Source organism: Ruegeria sp. O5 (assembly GCF_056535105.1).
Genome location: NZ_JBQERN010000002.1, coordinates 259,401 through 283,034, shown reverse-complemented (window position 1 = coordinate 283,034; position 23,634 = coordinate 259,401). Strand labels below are relative to the sequence as shown.

Annotated in this window: 21 protein-coding genes; 10 read left to right on the top strand and 11 right to left on the bottom strand. The window is 58.5% G+C overall.

Annotation, left to right across the window (positions count from 1 at the left end):
• Window positions 1-3: 3 nt before the first annotated feature.
• Window positions 4-750, bottom strand: coding sequence for an SDR family oxidoreductase (locus ACR0M3_RS05890; protein ID WP_480909962.1), 747 nt, complete (start codon window positions 748-750; stop codon window positions 4-6).
• Between the two features lie 60 nt (window positions 751-810).
• Complete coding sequence (gene arfB / locus ACR0M3_RS05885; RefSeq protein ID WP_209505170.1) at window positions 811-1,230, bottom strand: alternative ribosome rescue aminoacyl-tRNA hydrolase ArfB; 420 nt, start codon at window positions 1,228-1,230, stop codon at window positions 811-813.
• Between the two features lie 252 nt (window positions 1,231-1,482).
• Here arfB and ACR0M3_RS05880 point away from each other — a divergent pair, with 252 nt between their 5' ends.
• Window positions 1,483-1,752 carry a YybH family protein gene (locus ACR0M3_RS05880; protein ID WP_480909961.1) on the top strand — a complete coding sequence of 90 codons (270 nt, stop codon included), beginning with the start codon at window positions 1,483-1,485 and terminating at the stop codon, window positions 1,750-1,752.
• A gap of 40 nt (window positions 1,753-1,792) precedes the next feature.
• Here ACR0M3_RS05880 and ACR0M3_RS05875 read toward each other — a convergent pair whose 3' ends face one another.
• The gene (locus ACR0M3_RS05875; protein ID WP_480487867.1) at window positions 1,793-2,242 is read right to left on the bottom strand and encodes a CBS domain-containing protein; all 450 of its coding nucleotides are present in this window, start codon (window positions 2,240-2,242) and stop codon (window positions 1,793-1,795) included.
• A 56-nt stretch (window positions 2,243-2,298) separates the two neighbouring features.
• Complete coding sequence (mgtE, locus tag ACR0M3_RS05870; protein ID WP_480546909.1) at window positions 2,299-3,663, bottom strand: magnesium transporter; 1,365 nt, start codon at window positions 3,661-3,663, stop codon at window positions 2,299-2,301.
• A 96-nt stretch (window positions 3,664-3,759) separates the two neighbouring features.
• Here mgtE and ACR0M3_RS05865 point away from each other — a divergent pair, with 96 nt between their 5' ends.
• Genes ACR0M3_RS05865 through ACR0M3_RS05850 form a run of 4 tightly spaced genes read left to right on the top strand, consistent with a single transcriptional unit; the run spans window position 3,760 to window position 6,486 of the window.
• Window positions 3,760-4,038, top strand: a complete 279-nt coding sequence (locus ACR0M3_RS05865) for a hypothetical protein (protein ID WP_480482704.1) — start codon at window positions 3,760-3,762, stop codon at window positions 4,036-4,038.
• A 5-nt stretch (window positions 4,039-4,043) separates the two neighbouring features.
• Window positions 4,044-4,544, top strand: coding sequence for an ATP-dependent zinc protease family protein (locus tag ACR0M3_RS05860; protein ID WP_480487871.1), 501 nt, complete (start codon window positions 4,044-4,046; stop codon window positions 4,542-4,544).
• Entirely contained in the window at window positions 4,541-5,446 is a 906-nt protein-coding gene (gene rimK, locus ACR0M3_RS05855; RefSeq protein WP_480487873.1) for a 30S ribosomal protein S6--L-glutamate ligase, read from the top strand. Before ACR0M3_RS05860 ends, rimK begins: the two co-directional genes overlap by 4 nt.
• Window positions 5,447-5,451: 5 nt before the next feature.
• The gene (locus ACR0M3_RS05850; RefSeq protein WP_480487875.1) at window positions 5,452-6,486 is read left to right on the top strand and encodes a succinylglutamate desuccinylase/aspartoacylase family protein; all 1,035 of its coding nucleotides are present in this window, start codon (window positions 5,452-5,454) and stop codon (window positions 6,484-6,486) included.
• 48 nt (window positions 6,487-6,534) lie between these two features.
• Here the strand turns inward: ACR0M3_RS05850 and ACR0M3_RS05845 are convergent, their stop codons facing one another.
• The gene (locus ACR0M3_RS05845; RefSeq protein WP_480487877.1) at window positions 6,535-6,858 is read right to left on the bottom strand and encodes an SPW repeat domain-containing protein; all 324 of its coding nucleotides are present in this window, start codon (window positions 6,856-6,858) and stop codon (window positions 6,535-6,537) included.
• Window positions 6,859-6,918: 60 nt separating this feature from the next.
• Entirely contained in the window at window positions 6,919-7,167 is a 249-nt protein-coding gene (locus ACR0M3_RS05840; protein ID WP_480909960.1) for an EF-hand domain-containing protein, read from the bottom strand.
• Between the two features lie 255 nt (window positions 7,168-7,422).
• On the opposite strand from ACR0M3_RS05840, the gene ACR0M3_RS05835 reads away from it, so the two are divergent.
• On the top strand, window positions 7,423-8,289 hold the full coding sequence (locus ACR0M3_RS05835; protein ID WP_480909959.1) for a LysR family transcriptional regulator: 867 nt from the start codon (window positions 7,423-7,425) through the stop codon (window positions 8,287-8,289).
• Between the two features lie 338 nt (window positions 8,290-8,627).
• Here ACR0M3_RS05835 and ACR0M3_RS05830 read toward each other — a convergent pair whose 3' ends face one another.
• The 4 genes from ACR0M3_RS05830 to ACR0M3_RS05815 form a co-directional block, all read right to left on the bottom strand.
• The gene (locus ACR0M3_RS05830; protein WP_480909958.1) at window positions 8,628-9,272 is read right to left on the bottom strand and encodes a queuosine precursor transporter; all 645 of its coding nucleotides are present in this window, start codon (window positions 9,270-9,272) and stop codon (window positions 8,628-8,630) included.
• A 91-nt stretch (window positions 9,273-9,363) separates the two neighbouring features.
• Complete coding sequence (locus ACR0M3_RS05825) at window positions 9,364-10,248, bottom strand: esterase-like activity of phytase family protein (protein ID WP_480909957.1); 885 nt, start codon at window positions 10,246-10,248, stop codon at window positions 9,364-9,366.
• Window positions 10,221-11,084 (bottom strand): penicillin-insensitive murein endopeptidase, encoded by an 864-nt coding sequence (gene mepA, locus ACR0M3_RS05820; protein WP_480909956.1) that lies wholly within the window; start codon window positions 11,082-11,084, stop codon window positions 10,221-10,223. Before mepA ends, ACR0M3_RS05825 begins: the two co-directional genes overlap by 28 nt.
• On the bottom strand, window positions 11,081-12,448 hold the full coding sequence (locus tag ACR0M3_RS05815; protein ID WP_480909955.1) for an MFS transporter: 1,368 nt from the start codon (window positions 12,446-12,448) through the stop codon (window positions 11,081-11,083). The genes mepA and ACR0M3_RS05815 overlap by 4 nt, the downstream gene beginning before the upstream one ends.
• Window positions 12,449-12,577: 129 nt before the next feature.
• Between ACR0M3_RS05815 and ACR0M3_RS05810 the strand changes: the two genes are divergently transcribed.
• From ACR0M3_RS05810 to yaaA, 3 genes are all read left to right on the top strand, one after another.
• Window positions 12,578-12,865, top strand: coding sequence for a YggT family protein (locus ACR0M3_RS05810; protein WP_170382138.1), 288 nt, complete (start codon window positions 12,578-12,580; stop codon window positions 12,863-12,865).
• A gap of 78 nt (window positions 12,866-12,943) precedes the next feature.
• Window positions 12,944-14,983 carry a DNA helicase RecQ gene (gene recQ / locus ACR0M3_RS05805; RefSeq protein ID WP_480909954.1) on the top strand — a complete coding sequence of 680 codons (2,040 nt, stop codon included), beginning with the start codon at window positions 12,944-12,946 and terminating at the stop codon, window positions 14,981-14,983.
• 32 nt (window positions 14,984-15,015) lie between these two features.
• Window positions 15,016-15,786: a peroxide stress protein YaaA gene (yaaA, locus tag ACR0M3_RS05800; protein ID WP_480482683.1), complete on the top strand. Its 771-nt coding sequence runs from the start codon at window positions 15,016-15,018 to the stop codon at window positions 15,784-15,786.
• A gap of 47 nt (window positions 15,787-15,833) precedes the next feature.
• Here the strand turns inward: yaaA and ACR0M3_RS05795 are convergent, their stop codons facing one another.
• Window positions 15,834-18,092 (bottom strand): response regulator, encoded by a 2,259-nt coding sequence (locus ACR0M3_RS05795; protein WP_480482681.1) that lies wholly within the window; start codon window positions 18,090-18,092, stop codon window positions 15,834-15,836.
• A gap of 115 nt (window positions 18,093-18,207) precedes the next feature.
• Here ACR0M3_RS05795 and ACR0M3_RS05790 point away from each other — a divergent pair, with 115 nt between their 5' ends.
• Window positions 18,208-23,634, top strand: coding sequence for an alpha-2-macroglobulin family protein (locus ACR0M3_RS05790; RefSeq protein WP_480909953.1), 5,427 nt, complete (start codon window positions 18,208-18,210; stop codon window positions 23,632-23,634).

The window sequence follows — 23,634 nt, the reverse complement described above, 5'->3', positions numbered from 1 at the left end:
GGATCAGATGCATCGGCCGCCATCAACCTCGAGCGCGGTGCCGGTGATCATGCTGGCCTCGTCCGAACACAGGAAACAGGCGGCGTTGGCCATGTCTTTGGGTGTTGAAAACCGTCCCAGCGGGATGGTCGCCAGAAATTTGGCGCGAATCTCGGGCGTGTCTTCGCCCATGAAAGATTTCAACAGCGGTGTTTCGCCCGCCACTGGGCAGATCGCGTTCACGCGAATGCCGGTTGGGGCCAATTCGACCGCCATGGTTTTGGTTGCCGTGATCATCCACCCTTTGGACGCGTTGTACCAGTTCAGATTCGGGCGCGGTGACAGGCCCGCTGTCGAGGCCACGTTCAGAATTGCGCCCGCGCCGCGCGCCTTCATATGGGGAACAAATGCCCGGGCGGTCAGATAGACGGACTTCATGTTCACGTTGAAGACCCGGTCGAAATCATCCTCGGTGACGTTTTCCAGAGGGGTTGGCAAGTGGGTGACACCTGCATTGTTTACCAGAATATCGAGCGCCCCAAAGGCGGCAAGTGCCGTGTCCGCCATCACTTGAACCGAAGCCCCGTCGCCGACGTCGACCTGATGCGCCAATGCCCCGGCCCCAAGTTGCGCCGCCATCTCAGCGGCTGCGTCACCGTTGATATCCGCAATCATGACGCGTGCGCCTTCGGCTTGGAATTTCTGCACGATCCCCGCACCGAACCCGGATGCGCCGCCGGTGACGATTGCGGTTTTTCCCTCCAGCCTCATGACGTTACCCTTTTGCAGCCTTTGCGGGCCAGACTATCAACGCCCCGGCAAGATGCCAGATCAATCTTCAGACACCTTGCCCCGCAGCGCCTTGACGTCGCCACGCGCCTTTTTCGCGGCAAGCCGACGCTTGACCGAGCCATAGGTCGGTTTCGTTGCGATCCGCCGTTTAGGTTTGACCAGCGCGCGGGAGATCAGTTCTGCCAGCCTTGCGCGCGCGATTTCACGGTTGCGGGCCTGCGAGCGTGTTTCCTCACATTGAATGATGATTGCGCCGTCTTTGGTCCAGCGTCGCCCGGCCAGTCGCTTTAACCGGGCCTTGACCGGATCGGGCAAGGACGGCGAGCGTGCAGCTTCGAAGCGCAGCTCGACTGCGGTCGACACCTTGTTGACATTCTGCCCTCCGGGACCGGACGACCGTACAAAGCTTTCGGTCATTTCCCAGTCTTGCAGCGCGATATCATCGGTGATGTGCAGCATGGCAGTGTCAGCTTGGTGACTTGGGCGAATGAAAAAGAAGAGTCGCGATCCCGACCCGTGCCGTCGGATACCCGCAACATGCGGGCGGGCGTAAGCCATTGCGGCACAGCATTTCAGCAAGTCTCCTCATCCTCGGTGCCTAACGCAGTGCATATGTGCGATCAAGCCTGCTTTGGCAGGTCGCGCAATTCAGAATCCTGGCGGTGGCCGGGACGTTTGTTCGCGTCAGCTGCGTTCTTTACCGAAGACGTCATGTTGTTGGCGCCCGGCGAGCCCCTGCTGCGCGGGCGCGAAGCGTTCATCGAAGCCTATAAGGAAAGAATGAAGGAAAACATCGGCGGAACACATACAAATGAGTTGATCGATTTCGGTGTCGATAGTGATACCGCCTATCAGGTCGGATCCTTTGCATTTGCTGACTCTGATCCGCCGGAAAAAGGGAAGTTTGTGAACGTCCTGAAACGCCAGACGGTTGGCACCTGGAAAGTCAGCATTTCCATTTCCAACAGTGACCTTCCTTAGCGGTCCTGAGTGGAGAGCGAGCAGACATGGAACCGCGGTGTCAGGCGATTGACTGGCCCTGAGCCCCGCGGGCGATATCACGCAACACCTTCAGCTCCAGCTCGTCTTCCTCATGCACCCGTGCCAGGATTTCTTTACTGCTCACAACGGCAATTGCTTTTCCATTCTGAGTTACGACAAGGTTTCGGATCTTGTGTTTGGCCATCAGATTAAGACCGGTCGACAACTTCGAGCCCAGCGCGCAGGTGACGGGTTTTTCCGTCATCCAGTCACCCACAGTCTGCTTGTAAAAAGCCGAGCCGGAATCCGCCAGGCACAGCAGCACGTCATGATCCGTGATAATCCCGACCAGCTTCCCATCGCTGAGAACCGCCAACGCATTCACGTCCAGCAACGCAATGGTGACGGCCGCATCGAACACCGTTGTGTCAGTGTCGCAAAATGGCGGCTTTTTCAGGTTCTGCGTTTTGACAATGCTTGAGATCGTCATGTCTTCCTCGTGGTTGAGCGCCCGACCCCTGTGTTGATCAGGGCGCATGAAAAACACTAATTCAGGAGCGGCATCATCGCCGTTGCAAGGCTCAGGACCAGAAAAAAACCCGCCATGTCAGTGATCGTTGTCAGCAAAGGGCCACTGGCGACCGCCGGGTCCTGACCGATGCGCTTTAACAACAATGGCAGAACGCCACCGATCGATACCGCGATGATCGTGTTCAGGCCCAGCGCGCCGCCAATCACCAAACCCAGAAACGGGTTTCCTTTCCACATCCAGGCAACGAGTCCGATTAGCAGGCCAAGGACACAGCCGTTGATGATGCCGACCGAGACCTCTTTTAACCAGACCCGCATAGCATCAATGGGCCGAACCAGACCAAGCGAAAGCTCGCGCATGCTGACAGCAACGGCCTGATTGCCGGAACAACCGCTCATATCCGAGACCATCGGCAGGAACACAGCCAGAGCGATCACGGCGGCAAGGGTCTGTTCATAGGCGGCAATCACGCTGGCCGCGATCACGTTGAGCACGATGTTGGCCGACAGCCATTGAAGCCGACGCCGCGCCCTGAGCGGCAAGGGCATCGATCGCAGTTCGTCCCCAAAGACACCCTGACGTTTCAGGCTTGCGGATTCCGCGCGCTCTAGCAGGGCCTCATCCACGGCAGAACGGGAAACGACACCCACAAGGTTCCCGTCCGTTTCGACAACCGGCAACCCAAGAAAAGGGTGCTCATCGAAAAGGTCCTCCAGTTCTTCCAGTGGCATGCCGGCCGGAACCGTGATAGGGGGCACCATGATATCGGTGAGTTTGATGCTTCGCCGTGTGGACAGCAGGCTGCGTAAGGACAGCACTCCGACAGGCACGCCATCGGAATTCAAAACGTAGGGGTGCTGGCCACGGTAACGTTCCAGATCGTATTCTTCATGAGCGAAACGCCGCAGAACCTTTCCGACTGTATCGCCATCGGAAAAGGTAAAGGCTTCGGCCACCATCAGACCACCGGCGACATCGTCGTCATATTCAACCAGCCGCCGGACATCCGCCGCATCTTCCGGGTCCATCCGGGCAAGGATCGCTTCTGCATCGGCGTCTTCTAGTTCACCGATCAAATCCGCCTGAATGTCGGAATCCAGCTCAAGGATGATCTCGGCGGCCTGTTCGGATACCAAGCGTTCAACAAGATCGACCGCCAGCGCGTTTGGCGCTTCTTCGACCAGTTCGGCCGCACGTTCCGGTGGCAGCAACGAGAGCGCGGCGCTTCGCTGGTCAACGGGCAGGTTGAGCAATTCCCGCAAGGCATCGCTGAGCGAAAGCGGATCAAGCAGGTCTGCCAGCGCCGCCCCGTCGCGATTTTCCAACGCCAGCTGAAGCTGCGTCCCTGTTTCCTTTGGTAAGGAGTCCGTATCGCTCATCCGCCGACCTGTGGGGGTATAGATTCTTAACTTACGCCGATATAGCAGAAATTATTTGCCTATAGACAAAAAAATTTTTGATTTGTAAGAAAGTGCATGCAGGAAAATGACTGGATATCCGCCGCAGCCGAACGTCTGGCCGTCTTGTACGATCAGGAGTTTGGCGGCAAGGCCAGCGGACGGTATCGCATTCCGGACAAGTTGGTGCGTCGGATCGCCGGGCGCAGGCGTTTGTATGAAGCAGATATCCGCGCCCTGTCGATCGCACTTTTTGAACTTGGGTATGTGTTAATCGATATGGATAGTTTTTACGTTGTGATGAGCGCGAATTCGTTTGTGAATTACCGGCGCGCCAATGATGACTGCGTGGCTTAGTCGCCATGGCTAAACAAACAGGATACCCCGAAGTCATAGGATGGCGCGAGCGGATCAGCCTGCCCGAGTTCGGGATCGAGCATATTCCAGCAAAGATAGACACAGGCGCCAGAACCGCGGCCCTGCATGCCGTGGACCAGACCGTGTTCGAGGTTGATGGCGAACGATGGGTCGAGTTCATGATCCCGGTCCATAACCGCCGTTCATCGGGTCGGGTGCGCACGCGGGTTGTAGACGAGCGGGAAATCAAGAACACTGGTGGCATTCCGGAACGCCGGTTGATTGTCAGAACGCAACTTCTGCTTGGACGGCATCGCTGGCTGATCGACGTTTCGCTGGCCAATCGCGCGAGGATGGAGTTTGATCTGATCCTTGGCCGTACCGCCATTCGACGGCGCGGGATCCTTGTCGATCCCGGCCACTCATATCTTCTGGATGCACGAAAAGACCCGAAAAAGATGAAGAGCAAGACAAGATCCAAGGACGCAGAAGGACGACATCAATGAAGCTTGTCATGCTTGCCCGAAATCCAAACCTGTATTCCCACCAGCGTCTGAAAGAGGCTGCTGAACAACGCGGGCACCAGTTGGATATCGTGAACACGCTACGCTGTTACATGAATATCGCGTCGCGCCGACCCGAGGTTTATTACGACGGCAAAAAGCTTGGGCGCTATGACGCGGTGATCCCACGGATCGGCGCTTCGGTCACATTCTATGGGCTGGCCGTGTTGCGGCAGTTCGAAATCATGGGTGTATTTCCGCTCAACGAGTCGGTTGCAATTGGCAGATCCCGTGACAAGTTGCGGTCCATGCAGCTGATGGCACGTGACGGGATCGGATTGCCGGTCACCACCTTCGCGCATGACCCGAAACAGACCGACGAAGTTCTCAAACTGGCGGGGGACGCTCCGCTGGTGGTCAAGCTGCTGGAGGGCACGCAGGGCATCGGAGTGGTGCTTGCGGATTCAAACCGGTCGGCAAAATCCGTGGTCGAGGCGTTTCGCGGCGCCAAGGTCAACATCATGGTACAGGAGTTCATCAAGGAAGCAGGCGGCACGGATATTCGTGCGCTTGTGGTCGGTGGAAAGGTGATCGCGGCGATGCAACGAAAAGGGGCAGAGGGCGAGTTCAGATCAAACCTGCATCGGGGTGGCAGCGCCAAGCCTATCAAAATCTCACCCGAGGAACGCTCGACAGCCGTGCGTGCGGCCAAGGCCATGGGTCTTAATGTGTGCGGTGTCGATATGCTGCGCGCCAATCACGGCGCCGTGGTGATGGAAGTAAACTCTTCGCCCGGGCTTGAAGGTGTTGAAAAGGCCACCGGCATTGATGTCGCGGGCAAAATCATCGAGTTTCTCGAAAAGAATGCAGCCAAAGGCAACACAAAGACACGAGGCCGTGGGTAAAGGTGATGCGCGGTCCCTTTGAAATCGGAGGTTTTCGCGTACCGCCCGGCACACGAACCACTCTGGATTTGCCGGTTAGCGTACTGTCGGATCACACGCCGGTAAGCATGTCAGTACACGTGGTTCACGGTCGCCGCCCCGGACCGGTCCTGTTCGTCAGTGCCGCCGTTCACGGCGATGAAGTGATCGGCGTGGAAATCGCGCGGCGACTGCTTCGGGCGCCACAACTTGACAAGCTTGCGGGTACCTTGCTGGTTATCCCGATCGTGAATGCCTTTGGTTTCATGACACATTCCCGATACCTTCCCGACCGGCGCGACCTGAACCGTTCCTTCCCCGGCAGCGAGGGGGGGTCGCTGGCCGGTCGGCTGGCGCATCTTTTTATGACCGAGATCGTCGAGCGGTCGGACCTGGGGATCGATCTTCATTCTGCCGCGATTCATCGCACCAATCTGCCGCAAATCCGCGTCTCTCCGGCTTCGGATGTCACCCTTAGATACGCGGATGCCTTCGGTGCGCCCGTGGTGATGATTTCAAAGCTGCGCGACGGGTCACTGCGCAAGGCCGCGCAAGAGCGTGGTGTGGATATCCTGCTGTTCGAGGGCGGTGAGGGTCTGCGTTTCGACGAACTGTCTGCGCGGGCGGGGGTTGCAGGCATCCTTCGGGTGATGAACGCAAAGGGCATGGTTGCCAAGCGTGGCATCGCCGCTGTGCGCGAAAAGCCTGTCCATGTCCGGTCAAGCTCATGGATGCGCGCGCCCGCCGGTGGCCTGTTGCGGACTTTCAAAGCGACCGGAGAATACGTGGCCGCCGGTGACCTGCTTGGACGCATTTCCGACCCGTTCGGAGAACTCAGGACCGATATCATCTGCGAAACCACGGGTATCATCGTGGGGCGCACTAATCTGCCTGTCGTTCATGAGGGCGACGCCCTGTTTCATATTGCGGAAACGACCGGCTCGGATGTCGAAATGCGGGTCGATACGATTGCCAGCCAGCTTGACGGCGATCCGATGTTCGATGAGGACGAGATCATTTAGACGCCAGAGCCTAAAGAAACGCGGGGCAGTTGCCTGCCCCGCGCCAGCCTACAGGATCGCACGCAATCTATTGCTCGCCAGCGCCTCCCAAGCGGCGAGCGCGATCAGCGCAGATCCCGTGAGCCAAGCGTTTGCCACTGCCACACCGTGACCGGTAAAATGCAGCACCTCGGGCGCGGCGATCAGCAATGCCCCGACCGCCAATACCGGAGCCACCCGTGCGAGAAGGTGGCCCCGGCCGCTAGCACCTGACATGACCAACACACCAATACCGATCGTCATGAAGGCGAGCGACTCACGGTCAGACGAACCGTGAGCTAGGGTTTTCTGGCTGAACAGTACAAATGGGGACAGCACTAACCAGATACCCATTCCGGCAAGCATCCACCTGTAGGGTGGAGTGGGATTTCTCATGTTCACGGCAACCCTGGCTTATTCGTCACCCTTGGGATCAGGAAGCAACTCGGCCTCGACCGCGGCAACCATTTCTTCGTCATTGAGGAAACCATCGGCATCCGTGTCAATTTCGGCAAAGCTCTCACTGGTAATATTGGGATACTTTGTCTGTAGCTCGGTCAGCGAAGCCAGACCATCACCGTCCGTGTCCAGTCCCACCGGCAAGGCAGCGGCCGGAAGGGCAAGAAATGACGCGAGCAGAGCAACAACAGAAACTCGACTCATTTTGTTCTCCATCAGGGAATGGGCGGTTTACCCATTGAAGGGTTGGTGCAGCGCTTGGGTGTCGGAGGCTTATCTACGGCAGACAGATTGCACCTGTTCCGCAGATCGGGTTGTCCACTATACGATGAAAACTGTTGATTGGCGGTCCGATCCGGTGGGGCACTTTCGCGCTACGCGGCATGTATCGCACATTCGCATAGCGTTGAATAACGAATTTATATCGCCCATAATATCGAAGATTCAAATAGGTGAACGATGGACATTGAACTCGCCCGAACGTTCCTTGCAGTCGTTGAAACCGGCACTTTTCTTGACGCAGCGGACAAGGTCCATGTTACGCAATCGACCGTCAGTATGCGGATCCGAACGCTCGAACAACAGCTTGGACAGCCCGTTTTTGAACGTAGCAAGTCCGGTGCGACCCTGACCATTGCCGGGCGGCATTTCCTCAAACATGCGCAGGTTCTGGTGCGAACGTGGACCCAGGCCAAGCTGGATGCCGGTCTGCCGGCTTCGATGGCGGCTGCTTTGGAAATCGGCGCAACACCAAGCCTTTGGGACGGCTATCTGATCAACGCCCTGCCCGAGTTGATGGCGGCACTCCCTGACGTCGCCATCCGGGCGACAGCGGCCCCGTCGGAAACACTCACGCGCGAGATCGAGGAAGGCAGCCTGGATCTTGCCATCATGTACCGGCCGCGAAACGCACCGGGCTTGTCCGCGCTCCAGCTTTTCGAGGACGAGTTTGTTCTTGTCAGCAGCGGCCCGGAAGCCCTGCCCGCTGATCTGGGCAACGCTTATGTCCTGATAGACTGGGGCCCGGAGTTTCGCGCCGATCATATGTTGAACTTTCCGGAACTTGATGCACCGCGCCTTCAGCTGGGCATTGGCACCCTCGGCCTGCAATATCTTCGGTCGGTTCCCTCGGCCGGATATTTCCCACGGCGTGTTGTCGAACCGGAGCTTTGCAACGGGTGGCTCAAGTTGATCGAAATGGCACCCAGATTCGCTTATGCCGCCTATGTCGTGTTCGATGAAAGCGAGGAAGAAGGATATCCGGGTCAGGCCGCGCGGCAGCTTTGCCAGACATCAAGTGCACGCGGCCAGACACCGAAGCTTTGACGACACGTATTCATGCCTTTGTCGCGATCAGGTTCCAACAATGGATCGAGCTCAGCCAGCCCCCGCGCCTCGTAAGTTTTGATCACCTCCAGAAGGTGACGGCAACAAAAAGGGCCGCCCCAGCGGGACGGCCCTTCGAAAGTTCAGGAGGTCGGGTCGGTTAGATCAATCGACCAGCCGGAGCGAGCGCTCCGCCAAGGGCTGCCCTAACGGGCGATCCCCCCGGTTGTTCCGACACCTCTCTCCAATCTCTTTCTTGACACTGGATCACCTCCTTTTCTATCTGTTGCGGTTGAAAAGAAGCGTGCCACAAGTTGTGCCATTCTCAAAGCGTTTTTTTACACAGGCTGCGCAGTCAGCCGCGCAACGATCACCTTGAACGGGATCAGGGCGATCAGCGCCAGTGAAAGCTTCACCAACCAGTCCGCAAAAGCCAGCGTCACCCAAAGTGGTGCCATCGGGCCGGACAGCATGAAGGGTACCGGCTCCCACGCCCAGTTGATTGCGGCGTCAGCATTGGCGCCGAAGAAGGTGACCGAAGCCGAAAAGGCGAGGGTGAAGAAGATCGTGGTATCCAGTGCCGACCCCACCAGCGTCGACACCAGCGGTGCACGCCACCAGCGACCACCGCGCAGGGAATTGAACACGGTGACATCCGTCAGTTGCGCGATCAGGAAGGCGGTTCCCGATGCAACGGCGATGCGCAGCGGTACGGCAGCATAGGTGAACCCGTCACCCTGCAACATGATCTGGCTGCCGATCAGCGAACAGATAACACCGGTGACAAAGCCGGCAAACACGACCTTACGGGCCGGACCCACGCCATAGACGCGGTTCATGATGTCTGTAACCAGAAAGGCCAGCGGATAGGTGAAAGCACCCCATGTCAGCAGCCCGTCAAGGATCAGGAACTGGACCAGAATGTTCGAGGCCACAACAATGGTGGCCATGGCAATAATGCCGGGAATGAAGTTACGTTGCATGTTTTGATGCCCGTTTTGACAAGGTAGCGGCGACTTGGCCAAGGGACCGTCCCAAGGCAAGCCGTGCCTTTAGACCTTTGCCTGCGCCCTGTCAATCGGGCAGCAGGTACTCCACAAGTTCGGTCCGCTGCAACGCCAGAAAGTTGTCATCTGAAATCATCGTGGCGCGCAACCGGCCCTGCCCGTCGCGCCAGACCGACAATCCTTCGAGGTTGTCATGCGCGCCCGTTCCGGTTTCGAACAGGGTTTCCTCGGTGCCTGGTTTCTCGTCTACCACGTCCCATCGCCGCAGTCGCGATCGAAAACCGACCAAGGATACCTTGCGTTCCAAAACGTAGAACCGTCCATCGGGACCGAAATCCGCGGCAACGGGTTTAAAGCCGCTGCGCTGTGGCAGAACAAACGGGGTCGACCATGTGCCGCCATTCCAACGGTAAACCGGAATGTCCCCTTTAGCGGTGCGGTTCTTTTCCGGCAAAGTGTAAAGCCAGCCGCGCCCATCAATGGCCAGAGCTTCGAAAGAACCATTGTCGGCAAGGTCCCGAAACGCATTCGGGCGAGGTAACACACGCGCGCTTGAGCCCGGTGCAGGGTAATAGGCGACACGATGCACCCCTTCGAACGAGATGAATATCCCGCCATCCGGCGTCACCGCGATGCCTTCGGAATCGCCGACGCCGCCTTTCATGATATGCCCATTGCTGGACAGCACCGGCCATTGACCAAGAACGTGAATATCCGCGATCTGGCCTTCGCGCCGCTCAATCCGCGCGGTCACGATCCGCGCCCGGTCGCTAAGCGCAATCATCTGGCCTCCGTCGTCCGAGATATGAAGCGCTGAGAATCCGCCAAACCAACTTGCTGGATGCCGCCAAACGAAACTGTCCAGGTGGACCGCAGATTTCACATCCAGCGCGGCCGCCACCGGGGCAAGAAACAGCGCTACACTCAGTTGGATTGCAAAACGGCGGAGCATTGTTGCGGCAAGTCGGCCAGAACGTATTCCCGGCGTTTCTTCGGCGGCGGCGCATTCGGATCGGGTGGCGGCGGGTTCAGGATGTTGTGCACCCATTGACGGGCCTCGGCGCAGCCATCGCCCTTGGGGGGTGGGTCTTGATTCACGCAGCCCTTTGACCCTCTGGGACAGTTCAGTCGCACGTGGAAATGATAGTGATGTCCCCACCAGGGCCTAATCTTGCGCAGATAGTCGCGGTTCCCCTTTTCATCGTCGCACATCTGAACCTTGGCCCCAGGAAACACGAAGATCCGGGCGACGCGCTTGTCTTTTGCCGCTTCGCGCAACAGCGCATGATGCTGCTTGGTCCAGTTTCCGTTGACGTAAGCGCCATTGGAACGACGAAGAGAGATGGACGAGATGTTTTCGCGCGACTTGCGGCTCAGGCGCATGTTATCGCCGGGCAACATCCAGACATCGATGTCTAGCCCCAACTGATGACTGCGATGGCCCGAGGTCATCGGCCCGCCGCGTGGCTGGCTGATATCCCCTATATAGAGACCGTTCCATCCCGGCTGGCTGGCTGCAAACCTGCTGAGGTCCTGCACGTAGTCAATCGTCTGCGGATGCCCCCAGTTGCGATTGCGCGACAAGCGCATTGCCTGCCATGTAGGCCCCGTTTCAGGCAGTTGAATTGCCCCCGCAGCACATCCGCGCGAATAACTGCCGAAAGCGGCCGGTTTTTGCTGGGAAGCTTGTTTCTGTGCCCCGAACAACTGCTTTGCCAGCGGTTCTGCCGCCGCAGTGCCTGCAAAAGCAAGCGCAGCCAAAACGATCAAAAAACGTTTTATTTTCATCTGCTCTGATCCCCTTCAGGTCTCACCCAGCGCATCAGGAATAGACCCAGAATAAACAACAGAACGATGGGTGACACCCCCAGACGAGCGCTACCGGTCACCGTGGTTGCGATCCCGATCAGAAGTGGCGCAGCAAAGGCAGTGGCACGACCCGACAGACCATAAAGGCCAAAGCTTTCGACGGGGGTTGCCGGGTCCGTATGCCGGACCATCATCGACCGGCTACAGGATTGCAGAATGCCGCCCATGCCTCCGATCAGGATACCGCAACCAAAGAAAACCATATCCGGCAAGCCCGACCCTTCGGACATGGCGATACCGAATATCTGGGACCGGTCCATTGAAACGATGGTGATGCAGACAAGGATCAACACCCAGATCGCAACGATGATCACGGGCTTGGGACCATATTTCTTGTCCAGCTTGCCGCCCACCCAGGAAAATGCCGCTGCAGCCAGAACGCTGACGATGCCGAAAACACCGATCTTGATCAGGTCCCATTCCAACACTAGCCGGGCATAGACGCCGCCAAAACTGTAAAGCCCGTTCAGCGCATCCCGATAGAACATGGATGAGCCCAGGTAACTGGCCAAACTGGTGCGATGGCGCAGGTTAGACACTGATTTTGCCAACAGCCGCAGCGCCTCGGCAACGCTGCCCTTTTTGTTTGTCGTTTCGTCGTCATGGACCCAAAGGAAGTAGGGCACCATGAACAGAATGAACCACGCCGCAGTAAACGGCCCAACAAACCGCGTACCCTGCTGTTGCGACGCATCCAGCCCAAACAAGGGGTCCATCCCGATCAGCGTTTTGCCGTTGGCCTGCTCCACAAACAGTGCAAGCATGATCGCCAGCGAGATCAGGCCGCCGAAATAGCCGAAGGCAAAGCCCGAGCCGGAGATTTCGCCCACTTCGCTGTCATCACCCAGATCGGGCAGTTGGGAATTGATGAAGATCAGGGCGTATTCCGCGCCGATGAAACCCAGACCAAAGGCAGACAGCATCAACCACATGTTCGAGCCATCGGGCATCGTGTACCAAAGCGCGCCGGAACCTACTGCGTACATCACGGAAAAGGCGAATATCCAGGGGATTCGCCGACCCGACACATCGGCCATCGCCCCCATCAGCGGTGCACCGAAGGCAATAATCAAACCAACTATGGTCATGCAGTTGGCCCAAACCACCTGCGCCTGTGCATCTGCAGACCCCGCGTCCAGGCCGGATGCCAGATAATATTCCGCAGCGACGCCCGCGAAGTAAGGGCCGAACACGAACGTGACCAAAAGAGTGTGATAGGGCTGACTGGCCCAATCGAAGAACCACCAGCCCCAGATACGCCTGCGCTTGGATATTTCTGCCATTTCTGCCCCTGTTTTCTTGTTGCGGTCATAAGACGGGGCTTTGGGGCAATTCGCAAGCGCAGAGTTCAGCCTACTTGCTCTTTGCTGAAAGGGTGCTTAGGTCTCGTCCAACAAGAAAACGGAGATCCCATGCTGTCGCTGATCCAAATCCTGCTGCTGATCCTGGACATTGTCTGGTTCATCATTCTGGCCCATGTGATCATGAGCTGGCTGATCAACTTTCAGGTTCTCAACCTGCACCAACAACTGGTTGCACAAATCTGGTACGGATTAAATCGGATATTAGAGCCTATTTACGGGCCGATCCGCCGCGTTCTACCCAATATGGGTGGGTTGGATTTGACCCCGCTGGTGGTGCTGATCGGCGTTTATGCCTTGCGGATCATCCTTATCAACAACGCGCCCTATTTCTACTGACCTCTTGTTCACTGAATCTTAGTATGTGATTGTCCTGTTTTAAGAGCAGATAAACCTTAAAACAGGGCACCCCCGCATATGTTCGACGCCGCACCCTTGCTGCGAGATGTCTTTGGATTCGACGCCTTCCGCCCCGGGCAGGAAGAGATTGTCGACGCCGTGACGGCAGGTGAAAACGTGCTGGCGATCATGCCCACAGGTGGCGGGAAGTCTCTTTGCTTTCAACTCCCTGCACTGCTCCGCGATGGCGTGACGGTCGTTATATCTCCGCTCATTGCCCTGATGCGTGATCAGGTGCGGGGGCTGCAAGAGGCCGGGGTCGAGGCCGGTGCGCTGACATCCGGCAACACGCCCGAGGAAACCGAGGCCGTCTGGGACGCGCTGGAGGACGGGCGGCTAAAGCTGCTTTACATGGCACCCGAACGTCTGGCTGCCGGGTCGGCGCTTGGGATGCTCCGTCGGATCAACGTCAGCCTGATCGCCGTGGACGAAGCCCATTGTGTCAGTCAATGGGGGCATGACTTTCGCCCTGATTACCTGCGGATCGGAGAGTTGCGGCGCGCCCTGAAGGTTCCGCTGGCCGCGTTTACCGCCACGGCGGACGCCGAAACGCAGGATGAGATTGTCGAAAAACTGTTCGATGGCATTGAGCCACGCAAATTTCTGCGCGGATTTGACCGGCCTAACATTCATCTGGCTTTCGCCGCAAAGGACGGACCGCGCAAGCAGATCCTTGATTTCGCAGATGCGCGCAAAGGCCAGTCCGGTATCGTTTACTGCGGCACCAGAAATAAAACCGAGGTGATTGCTCAGGCCCTGCGCGCCGAGGGGCACTCGGCTTGCCACTATCACGGCGGGATGGACCCCGAAGATCGCCGCATTGTTGAAACCCGTTTCGCGCGCGAGGACGGGTTGATCGTGGTCGCAACCGTGGCTTTTGGCATGGGCATCGACAAACCCGATATCCGTTGGGTCGCCCATGCGGACCTGCCGAAATCAATCGAAGCCTATTATCAGGAAATCGGACGCGCCGGACGCGATGGCGGCCCGGCCGAAACGCTGACCCTGTTTGGCCCCGATGACATTCGCCTGCGGCGATCACAGATTGACGAGGGTCTAGCGCCGCCCGAGCGGCGCATGGCCGATCATGCGCGCCTGAACGCCTTGCTGGGTCTGGCCGAGGCATTGGAATGCCGCCGCCAGACATTGTTGGGTTACTTTGGCGAGGCCACAGGACCCTGCGGCAAATGCGATCTGTGCGACAGCCCGCCCGAAGTTTTCGACGGCACAACTCCGGTACGCATGGCCCTGTCCGCGATCCTTAGGACCGAGGAATGGTTCGGGACAGGCCATTTGATCGACATCCTTCTGGGAAACGAGACCGACAAAACCCGCGCCCGCCGCCACGAGGATTTGTCCACATTTGGCATCGGCAAAGATTGGACGCACCCGCAATGGCAGGCCATTTTCCGCCAGATGATGGGCCACGATCTGGTGCGCCCAGACCCTGAACGTCACGGCGCATTGCGCATGACCGAGGCGGCCAAACCAATTTTGAAAGGCGAGGCAAAGATAAACCTGCGCAAGGATACGCTGCGCAATGCGGTACGTCGGCCTGCGGTCAAGGCTATGGTGTCCGAAGAAGACGCCCCGCTGCTGTCAGCGCTCAAGGCCAAACGCCGTGCCCTGTCCGAAGCTGCACGTGTTCCGGCCTATGTCATCTTTCCCGACCGCACGCTTATCGAGATGGCGGAAAAGCGCCCTGTAACGCTGGACGAAATGGCCCGAATCGGCGGTGTTGGGGCCAAAAAGCTGGAACGCTATGGCGACACGTTCCTTGAAGTGATCGCAGGGGCGGTAAAAAGCGTTCATCCGGCGCGCCGAAAACTGGCTGGCCGCAATCAGGGTGAGATTTACGACCGTTTGATGGAAGTTCAGTCCTTGCTGTCGCGCGGTCCAGCCGGGATCGACAAGCCCCTGACCTGCTCGGCCTCACAATTGGCAAAAGTTGCGCAACTCCGCCCAGACGATCCCCGTGGGATTGCGCAGGTGCTGGGTGATCGACGTCACGAAAGGTTTGGCGCCGCTTTTCTGGACGTGCTGCGTGAGGCGGGCTAGATACCCCCGAACAGGCAAGAAAGAGGGCGGATATGCTGATCGTGATTTCCCCGGCCAAACGGCTGGACTGGGCAGAGCGGAATGTCGGGGTAACGCAGCCCGATTTTCAGGAGGATGCGATCCGGCTGTCCAAAACCGCTCGCAACCTGACGCTGAGTGATCTGAAGAAACTGATGGATCTGAGCGACGATCTGGCACGCCTGAACCGCGACCGGTATCGCGCTTTTTCGGATGCACCCGACGCCAAGGTCACACGCCCGGCTGCGCTTGCTTTTGCTGGCGACACATATCAAGGGCTTGAAGCTGCTTCGCTGGACGAAGACGAGCTGTTATGGGCGCAAGACCACTTGCGCATCCTTTCCGGCCTTTATGGTGTGTTGCGGCCACTCGACGCGATACAGCCCTACCGGCTTGAGATGGGCAGCAAGCTTAAAACCCGAAGAGGGAAGAACCTTTACGAATACTGGCGCGATCAGCTGAGTAAGGCACTGAATGCACAAGGTGCCGAGATTAACAGCAACATTCTGGTGAATTGTGCCAGTCAGGAGTATTTTGGTGCGGTGGATTTGAATGCCCTGAACCTGCGCGTCATCACACCGGTCTTCATGGAAGATAAGGGCGGCACCCCAAAGATTGTGAGCTTTTTTGCCAAAAAGGCGCGCGGTGCCATGGCGCGGTATGTCATCCAACACCGCTTGACCGACCCTAAGGGACTGCTGGATTTCGACAGTGGCGGCTATGAATACCGCCCTGATCTGTCGGAAGCGGATAAGCCCGTTTTCGTCAGACCTTATGCGGCCTGAAACCCAGATCACTTGAACTTGCATCCCGATGGCAAACGCCTGAAGTGTCAGCCCGACGAGGTCGGATTTGGGTTTTCGCCCCGCTCACGCCGGATTTTGACACCGGGCATGGTGTCTGCGACCGAGCAGACGCAATCGGGTTGGTGTTGCAGGATCATCTGGTGAATTCGGTTCTTGTGTAGCGGTTTGGTCAGGTAGTGGTCCAAGCCGGCTGACAGAATACCCTGATCATCCCCCGCCATGGCATGAGCCGTCAGGGCAACGATGGGAACGTGACGACCGGTTGCAACCTCAAGCCCGCGAATTTCCGCTGTTGCCTGTTTGCCGTCCATCTTCGGCATTGAAATATCCATGAAGATCAGATCTGGCTCGAACGCCTGATAGATCTCAACCGCTTCAATCCCATTGGAGGCAAAGCGAAGATCGATATTCAGATCCTTAACCATCTTCTTCAGGATCAATTGGTTGGTACGGTTGTCCTCGGCGGCAAGAACCCTCATACGTCGGGGGTGCGCAGATTCAGAATCTCGCTTTTTAGAGACTGTTTTGCCCACGTCCAAAGGGCACCTTTCCAACGATGGGCTGTCAAGCGCCATCAGCCTGCTATACAACTCGGACCGCGGGATGGGTTTCTGCAAGACACCGTCGATCAGGTCACGGGCAGGATGCGCGTGAATCAAGCCTGGGTTTGCCGACATCACAACCACCGGAATATCACCCCACCCCCGATCCCTGAGCGAGACCGCAAGGTCCAGCCCATCCATATCCGGCAGGTCGTGGTCACAAAGAACCAGATCAATCTGATCATTCATCTGTGACAGCGCCTCGGTCCCCGACGTGCAAACCGTCACCTCAGCCCCCAGTCGCCCAAGCTGCTTGGCAAGAATGGCCCGGTTCACGGCAAGGTCTTCGACCAGCAGGACATGTTTCAAACATTCCGCCAGGTTCGGAGGCTCGGGTTGCGGACCTTCTACCGTGGGCAGTGTCACGCGAAAACCGAAACAGGATCCCTGTTCCGGTTCGCTTTCAACCCAGACCGTGCCGCCCATCAAGGTGATCAGCCGCTTGGTGATGGCAAGGCCAAGCCCGGTGCCTTCAAACTGGCGGTTGCGCTCGTCTTCGACCTGATTGAACTCGCCAAATATGTGGTCGATTTTCTCGGCGTCGATGCCAATTCCGGTGTCTTCAATCGCGATATGGATGTCGCACATCTGCGCATCCGGGTTGGGCACCCCTGTCACCCGGACCAGCACGTAGCCTTCGGAGGTGAACTTGACGGCGTTGCCGACCAGATTGGTCAGAACCTGCCGTATCCGACCAGGATCGCCCACAAAAAGGGTTGGCAAGAACAAGTCGTAATCCACCAGCAATGTCAGCCCCTTATCGCGCACGCTGGGCTGTAGCAGCATCGCAACTTCAAGAATGCAACGTTCAAGATCGAACTGTTCGGGGTGCAGAGTCAGCTTGTCCGCCTCAATCTTGGAATAGTCCAGAACGTCGTTGATGATGACCAGCAACGCCTCACCCGAATTGCGGATCGTGTTGACGTATAGCCGCTGCTCTTCGTCCAACGGTGTCTCGTCCAGCAATTCGGACATGCCAACGATGCCGTTCATCGGGGTGCGGATTTCATGGCTCATATTGGCCAGAAAGGCCGACTTGGCCCGGTTTGCTGCTTCGGCCCTCTCGCGCGCCGCCTTAAGCTCGATTTCGTGCCGGACCGACGCTGTGATGTTGAGAGCAAGGCTCACCATATCGCCACCGCTGCCGCGCTGGTCGATCAGGCGGATATAGTGACCGTTCCAAAGCTGCATGACGATTGGTGGCGGGTTGGCGCGGCTCCAGCGGGCCAGCATTCTGTCCTGCCAGTCTTCCGCGGATTCATCCCCGATATCGACAATACCTTCTGACGTCAGCAAATGCAGAATACGCGGGTATGATATCCCCGGCGCGACCTCGTCCAGGCCTTCAAAAACGCTCAGATACGCGGTGTTTGCGCCGATCAGCCGGTTGTCACCGTCAAAAAAGGCAAATCCGTCCTGAATTGTCTGAATCGAGTGCCACAAACGGCGTTCGGCAACCTCGATCTTGGCGTTGGCCACGCAGAGATCGGATTTGACCTTTTCGTTTTCATCCCGAACGGTTTCAACCTCAGCCTGCGTTTCGCCAATTCGTTTGGTCAACGCCATGGCATGTTGGCCCAGTTTGCGATTGGCTGCCGAAAGCTCGGCCTGTTTCAGGGCCAGCATCCGTTCAGCTGCCAAACGCGCGCGCCGTTCCTGTGCCAATTTATGTGCAAGACTCATTTGATTGATTCCAGAACGCTCTGCGCCCAGCATCCCGGCGGAAGATGAAAAACTGTTTAAGCCGTTGCACAACAGGCGCACACCATGCAACGCTGTGCCCAAAGAGGAGGGCACCATGCGCCGCTTTGTTTTTATTTCAATAACTTACGTCTTTTCACTATTGGTCCAGCCCGGCGCCACCCAGGCGCAGGATGCAGTGCCTGATTTCCGCTACATCACGACACGGGACGCAGATTTTTATGGCTCGGATCTGGACGCCCTTTTCGATACCGATCTGAAGTCCTGCATTCAGGCTTGTTCCGCCAATACACTTTGCACCGCGTTCACCTACAACACCCGATCCAATGCCTGTTTTCCAAAAAGCGGTGTAAACCGGCAAGAGGCCTATCAGGGGGCTGTGTCTGCGCAGAAGGTGCTTACTCTAGATCAGACCCAAACTTTGGCAAAAACGCGTGCAAATGCGTTGAATGTACTTGGTACTGCTGACCTGAAGCAGGCCGCAGATCAGGCGCGCGATCTGGGCTTTTTGCATATGGCACAGGGTAACGACCTGCAGGCTGTTCTGGGCGCGGCGCGCAGCGCGAGCAGCCCGCGGCAGGCGATGAATTGGACTGGTGTGGCCGTATCGCTCAGTGACGCGCCCGATTTATGGGTGGAATACGCGCGCCTGTTGTTGCAGACAAACTCTTCGGACTGGAGTGAACGGCGCGACCTGCGCAACCGTGCGCTGAATGCCGCAACCAATGGCTACTTGCGCGCCGATACTCCCGGCACGCAGGTTGCCGCCCTAATGACATTGGCCCGCGCCCTGGAAGAGGTCGAGCGCGGGCGCGATATGATCCCTGTGCTGCGGCTGGCAGAGCAAATCCAACCGCGCGAGGATGTACTGGCCGCGCTGAATGATGCCATCAAGAAATACGGGTTTCGCGTGGTCGACAGTTCTGTGGAAAGCGACGCCGTTGCACCGCGGATCTGCGTCGAGTTTTCAGAACCGCTGGTCAAGGCGGGGGTCGACTATGATCCGTTTGTCCAGCGCAACGATGACGGGTTGGTGGTACAGGCTGAGGGCAGGCAGCTGTGCGTTGGCGGTGTCGCCCATGGTCAGCGCTATCGCCTGACGCTACGCGAAGGCTTGCCCTCCGCCTCGGGCGAGGCGCTGAACCGCAATGTTGAGCTTGCCCATTACGTGCGCGACCGGGCGCCTTCGGTCCGGTTTCCCGGGCGCAGCTACGTTCTGCCGAAATCCGCTGATGCTGCGTTGCCCGTTGAAACGGTCAACGTCACCGAGCTGAACCTGATCCTGCGGAGGGTCAGCGACCGGAACCTGTTGCGCGCGGTGCAGCAGGATTTCTTCGGTCGTCCGCTTAGTGAATGGCAGGAAGCAGAATTTTCCGATGAAATTGCCGAGGATATCTGGACTGGCATCGCCGAAGTGGCCAACGAACTGAACCAGACCATGACGGCGCGCCTGCCCATGGCCGAGGCGATCGCGGATCAGCCCGCCGGTATTTATGCTCTGACCGCCCGTGTTCCGGGGGCTGATCCCTATGACGACCCGGGCGCAACGCAATGGTTTGTTCTGTCCGATCTTGGGATCAGCAGCGTGCTTGGCACCGACGGGTTGCACGTCACGGTGCGCGGGCTGAGCGACGCGGCACCCCGTGAAGGTGTCGAGGTTTCACTGGTCACAAGCGCAAATGCGGTCATCGCCGAAGCGCGAACGGATGAATCGGGTTATGTCCGGTTCGATCCCGGCCTGACACGGGGCAAGGGGGCAAGTGCGCCCGCGCTGGTGATGGCATCGACCGGGGACAGTGACTTCAGCTTTCTATCCCTGACCGATCCTGCCTTTGACCTGTCAGATCGTGGTGTTGAAGGACGTGCACCTGCGGGGCCGGTTGATGTTTTTCTAGCCACGGATCGCGGCGCTTATCGAGCCGGAGAGGTGATCCACCTCACCGCCTTGTCGCGCGATGGTGAGGCGCAGGCTATCGAGGGCCTGCCCCTGATTGCGATCCTGTATCGCCCTGACGGCGTGGAATACCGCCGAACCGTCTCGGATGGCGGCGTCGCCGGGGGGCATATCTTTGCCCTGCCTGTTGCGGAGGATGCACCGCGCGGTGCTTGGCGGATCGAGATCAGGTCTGATCCCAAAAGCGATGCGTTGGCGCGGCAAACAGTGCTGGTAGAAGACTTCCTGCCGGAACGTATAGATTTTGAGCTGACCCTGCCGGACGCGCCCCTGCGTCCCGGCGACAGCCCTCCGCTTTCGATCGACGCGCGCTATCTGTTTGGTGCGCCGGGGTCGGACCTGAGCATCGACGGTCAGGTTATCGCACGCCCGGCGGACACAGTGCCGGGCTACGACGGGTATCGCTTTGGCCGCTATGACGCCGAGACATCGATCAAAAGCACCTATTTTGGTGACACGCGTACAGATGCAAACGGCAAAGCATCTATTGCCGTTGAAATCCCTGTGTTAGAGACGGAAGGGAAGCCAATTGAAGCCGAGGTTATTGCGCGACTGGCTGACGGCTCAGGCCGCCCTGTTGAACGTCACCTGAGCGTTCCTGTCCTGCCGCCGCAACCTGTCATCGGTGTCAAACCCCTGTTCGAGGACGTACTCCCTGAAGGTACCGAGGCCGCGTTTCAGATCATCGGCCTTGCACCCGACCTGAGCCCCAGCCCGATGCGCCTGCGCTGGACGCTGAACAAGATCGAAACGCGGTATCAATGGTATCAGCTTTACGGAAACTGGAATTGGGAACCGACAACCAGACGCACTCGCGTTGCCACCGGAGAGATTGACGTCGCCACTATTCCTTTGACGTTGTCCCAACCCGTGGACTGGGGCCGTTATGAACTGGTAGTCCAACGTATTGATGGCACCTTTACGGAAACCGCTGTCGATTTCCACGCAGGCTGGTATCAGGCCGCAGATGCTTCGACCACGCCTGACCGGCTTGAGATGTCGCTGGATCGCGACAGCTATCGCGCCGGGGAAACCGCACAGCTGCGCATCGTTCCGCGCATGGCAGGTATCGCCCAAGTCGAAGTGCTGTCGAACCGACTGATCCATCGCCAGATGGTTGCCGTAAAGGAGGGCGAGAGTGTTATCCCGATAGAGGTGACAGAAGATTGGGGTGCAGGTGCCTATGTCACTGCCACGGTGATCCGACCGATGGATGTTGCGGCCGGTCAGAACCCGGCACGCGCCATGGGCGTCGCCTATGCTGCCATTGATCCTGCGGATCGCACGCTGTCGGTTGCCATTGAGGTGCCCGAGGTTACCTCGCCCCGTCAAACACAGAAGGCCCTTGTTAGGGTCGAAAATGTTACAAGCGATGATCCAGTCTGGCTGACCCTTGCTGCTGTGGATGTGGGCATCCTCAACCTGACGGGGTTCGAAAGCCCAAGCCCGCAAGCGTACTATTTCGGGCAACGTCGGCTGGGTGTGGACCTGCGTGATGTTTACGGGCGGCTGATCAACGGCATGAACGGAACGATGGGTACGGTTCGCTCTGGCGGCGACAATGACAACGGGATGCGCCGCCAATCCCCGCCACCGACGCAAGATCTGATGGCGGTGTTCAGCGGCCCGGTTCAGGTCGGTGCGGATGGCGCGGTTGAGGTCGACATCCCCCTGCCCGCCTTCAATGGTACGGTCCGACTGATGGCCGTCGCGTGGTCACAAAAAGCCGTCGGTCAGGCCGAAGCTGACATGATCGTCCGCGATCCGGTGGTGGTTACTGCCAGTCTGCCGCGGTTTCTGGCCCCCGGCGATCAAAGTCGGATGCGGCTTGAGATTGTCCATGCGGATGGCGCATCCGGAGACATGGCGCTTGGCCTGACCACCACCAGTGGGCTGGAACTGGGCCCGGTACCGGCAAGCTTTCTGCTGGAGGATGGTGGCAAAGCGGTGTTCGACATCCCTGTAACGGCCCATGTTATTGGCGATCCAGAGATCAGCGTTTCCATCACCACGCCAGACGGGCGCGATCTGTCGCAAACCCTGCGGATGCCGGTGCGGGCCAATGATCCCGTGATTGCCCGGACACGGCGCTTTGCGCTGGGTGCGGGCGACAGCTTTTTGTTTTCGCAGGATGTTTTTGATGGGTTTCAACCCGGCTCGGCCAAGGCCATCCTGTCCGCCGGAGCACTGGCAAAGTTCGATATGCCCGGCCTGCTGGATCAGTTGAACCGTTACCCTTATGGCTGCACCGAGCAGATCACAAGCAAGGCGCTGCCGCTGCTTTACCTGTCATCTGTTGCGCAGGCCTCGGGGCTGGGCAATGGCCCGGAGGTGAATCAACGCATCACGGAATCAATCCGAAGCATCCTGACTCGTCAGGCTGCAAACGGTGCCTTTGGCCTGTGGCGCGCAGGCAGCGGTGATTTCTGGCTGGACGCCTATGTGACCGATTTCCTGTCGCGCGCCCGTGCGCAGGGGCACCCGGTACCGGATCAGGCTTTTGCGCAGGCCATGGATAACCTGCGCAATCGGGTCAATTATGCGCCGGATTTTGACGAAGGTGGTCAGGATATCGCTTATGCCCTGATGGTTCTGGCGCGGGAAGGCGCGGCGGCGATGGGCGATCTGCGCTATTATGCGGATGTCAAAGGGGATGCTTTCGACACGCCGTTGGCTGCAGCGCAACTGGGCGCTGCGCTGGCCTCGTACGGGGACCAGACCCGCGCAGACGCGATGTTCGCCCGTGCGGCGCGGATGTTGCAACAGGTGCCGAACGATCAGGAAAACCACTGGCGCGCGGATTACGGCACCCGCCTGCGGGATGCGGCGGGCCTGCTGACCCTAGCCGTAGATGCAGGCAGCGAGGCGATTGACCGCAACGCATTGATCCAACGGGTAAGCACGGGCCGCACACCCCTGTCCACACAAGAGGCCGCGTGGTCCCTGTTGGCGGCGCACGCGCTGGTGTCAGACCCTTCAGGGTCCGGCCTGACGGTCAATGGCGTGTCAGTTTCCGGCCCCTTTGTTCAGGTTCTGCAATCCGGGCAGGCGGAGGAGGTCAATATCACTGCGACCGACGGTCAGGCAACCGATATCACCCTGACGGTGACCGGAATCCCCGAGGATCCGCCAGGGGCTGGTGGCACCGGCTATGCAATCGAACGGCAGTATTATTCGATGGACGGCGATCTGATTGACGCAGGCCGATTTGCCGTGGGGGACCGGTTTGTTACGGTTCTGACGGTCACGCCGTTTGAAAGCGGTGGGGCGCGTCTGATGGTAGACGATCCTCTTGCCGCCGGGATCGAGATCGACAACCCGAACCTGCTGCGATCGGGCGATGTACGGTCGCTGGACTGGTTGGATCTGTCTGATGCCACGCATACCGAGTTCCGCTCGGACAGGTTCCTGGCTGCGGTTGACCTGTCTGGACGCCAGACCGTGACGCTGGCTTATGTCGCCCGTGCCGTCACACCGGGCGTGTTCCACCATCCGGCGGCCTCGGTCGAGGATATGTACCGCCCCCAGAACCGTGCGCGAACGGCGACGGGACGGGTCGAGGTGCAGTGA

What these genes read in the sequence shown, in the direction of transcription:
- ACR0M3_RS05890 (WP_480909962.1), bottom strand. Translation starts at nt 750, where the DNA reads ATGAGGCTGGAGGGAAAAACCGCAATCGTCACCGGCGGCGCATCCGGG.
- arfB (WP_209505170.1), bottom strand. Translation starts at nt 1,230, where the DNA reads ATGCTGCACATCACCGATGATATCGCGCTGCAAGACTGGGAAATGACC.
- ACR0M3_RS05880 (WP_480909961.1), top strand. Translation starts at nt 1,483, where the DNA reads ATGTTGTTGGCGCCCGGCGAGCCCCTGCTGCGCGGGCGCGAAGCGTTC.
- ACR0M3_RS05875 (WP_480487867.1), bottom strand. Translation starts at nt 2,242, where the DNA reads ATGACGATCTCAAGCATTGTCAAAACGCAGAACCTGAAAAAGCCGCCA.
- mgtE (WP_480546909.1), bottom strand. Translation starts at nt 3,663, where the DNA reads ATGAGCGATACGGACTCCTTACCAAAGGAAACAGGGACGCAGCTTCAG.
- ACR0M3_RS05865 (WP_480482704.1), top strand. Translation starts at nt 3,760, where the DNA reads ATGCAGGAAAATGACTGGATATCCGCCGCAGCCGAACGTCTGGCCGTC.
- ACR0M3_RS05860 (WP_480487871.1), top strand. Translation starts at nt 4,044, where the DNA reads ATGGCTAAACAAACAGGATACCCCGAAGTCATAGGATGGCGCGAGCGG.
- rimK (WP_480487873.1), top strand. Translation starts at nt 4,541, where the DNA reads ATGAAGCTTGTCATGCTTGCCCGAAATCCAAACCTGTATTCCCACCAG.
- ACR0M3_RS05850 (WP_480487875.1), top strand. Translation starts at nt 5,452, where the DNA reads ATGCGCGGTCCCTTTGAAATCGGAGGTTTTCGCGTACCGCCCGGCACA.
- ACR0M3_RS05845 (WP_480487877.1), bottom strand. Translation starts at nt 6,858, where the DNA reads ATGGGTATCTGGTTAGTGCTGTCCCCATTTGTACTGTTCAGCCAGAAA.
- ACR0M3_RS05840 (WP_480909960.1), bottom strand. Translation starts at nt 7,167, where the DNA reads ATGAGTCGAGTTTCTGTTGTTGCTCTGCTCGCGTCATTTCTTGCCCTT.
- ACR0M3_RS05835 (WP_480909959.1), top strand. Translation starts at nt 7,423, where the DNA reads ATGGACATTGAACTCGCCCGAACGTTCCTTGCAGTCGTTGAAACCGGC.
- ACR0M3_RS05830 (WP_480909958.1), bottom strand. Translation starts at nt 9,272, where the DNA reads ATGCAACGTAACTTCATTCCCGGCATTATTGCCATGGCCACCATTGTT.
- ACR0M3_RS05825 (WP_480909957.1), bottom strand. Translation starts at nt 10,248, where the DNA reads ATGCTCCGCCGTTTTGCAATCCAACTGAGTGTAGCGCTGTTTCTTGCC.
- mepA (WP_480909956.1), bottom strand. Translation starts at nt 11,084, where the DNA reads ATGAAAATAAAACGTTTTTTGATCGTTTTGGCTGCGCTTGCTTTTGCA.
- ACR0M3_RS05815 (WP_480909955.1), bottom strand. Translation starts at nt 12,448, where the DNA reads ATGGCAGAAATATCCAAGCGCAGGCGTATCTGGGGCTGGTGGTTCTTC.
- ACR0M3_RS05810 (WP_170382138.1), top strand. Translation starts at nt 12,578, where the DNA reads ATGCTGTCGCTGATCCAAATCCTGCTGCTGATCCTGGACATTGTCTGG.
- recQ (WP_480909954.1), top strand. Translation starts at nt 12,944, where the DNA reads ATGTTCGACGCCGCACCCTTGCTGCGAGATGTCTTTGGATTCGACGCC.
- yaaA (WP_480482683.1), top strand. Translation starts at nt 15,016, where the DNA reads ATGCTGATCGTGATTTCCCCGGCCAAACGGCTGGACTGGGCAGAGCGG.
- ACR0M3_RS05795 (WP_480482681.1), bottom strand. Translation starts at nt 18,092, where the DNA reads ATGAGTCTTGCACATAAATTGGCACAGGAACGGCGCGCGCGTTTGGCA.
- ACR0M3_RS05790 (WP_480909953.1), top strand. Translation starts at nt 18,208, where the DNA reads ATGCGCCGCTTTGTTTTTATTTCAATAACTTACGTCTTTTCACTATTG.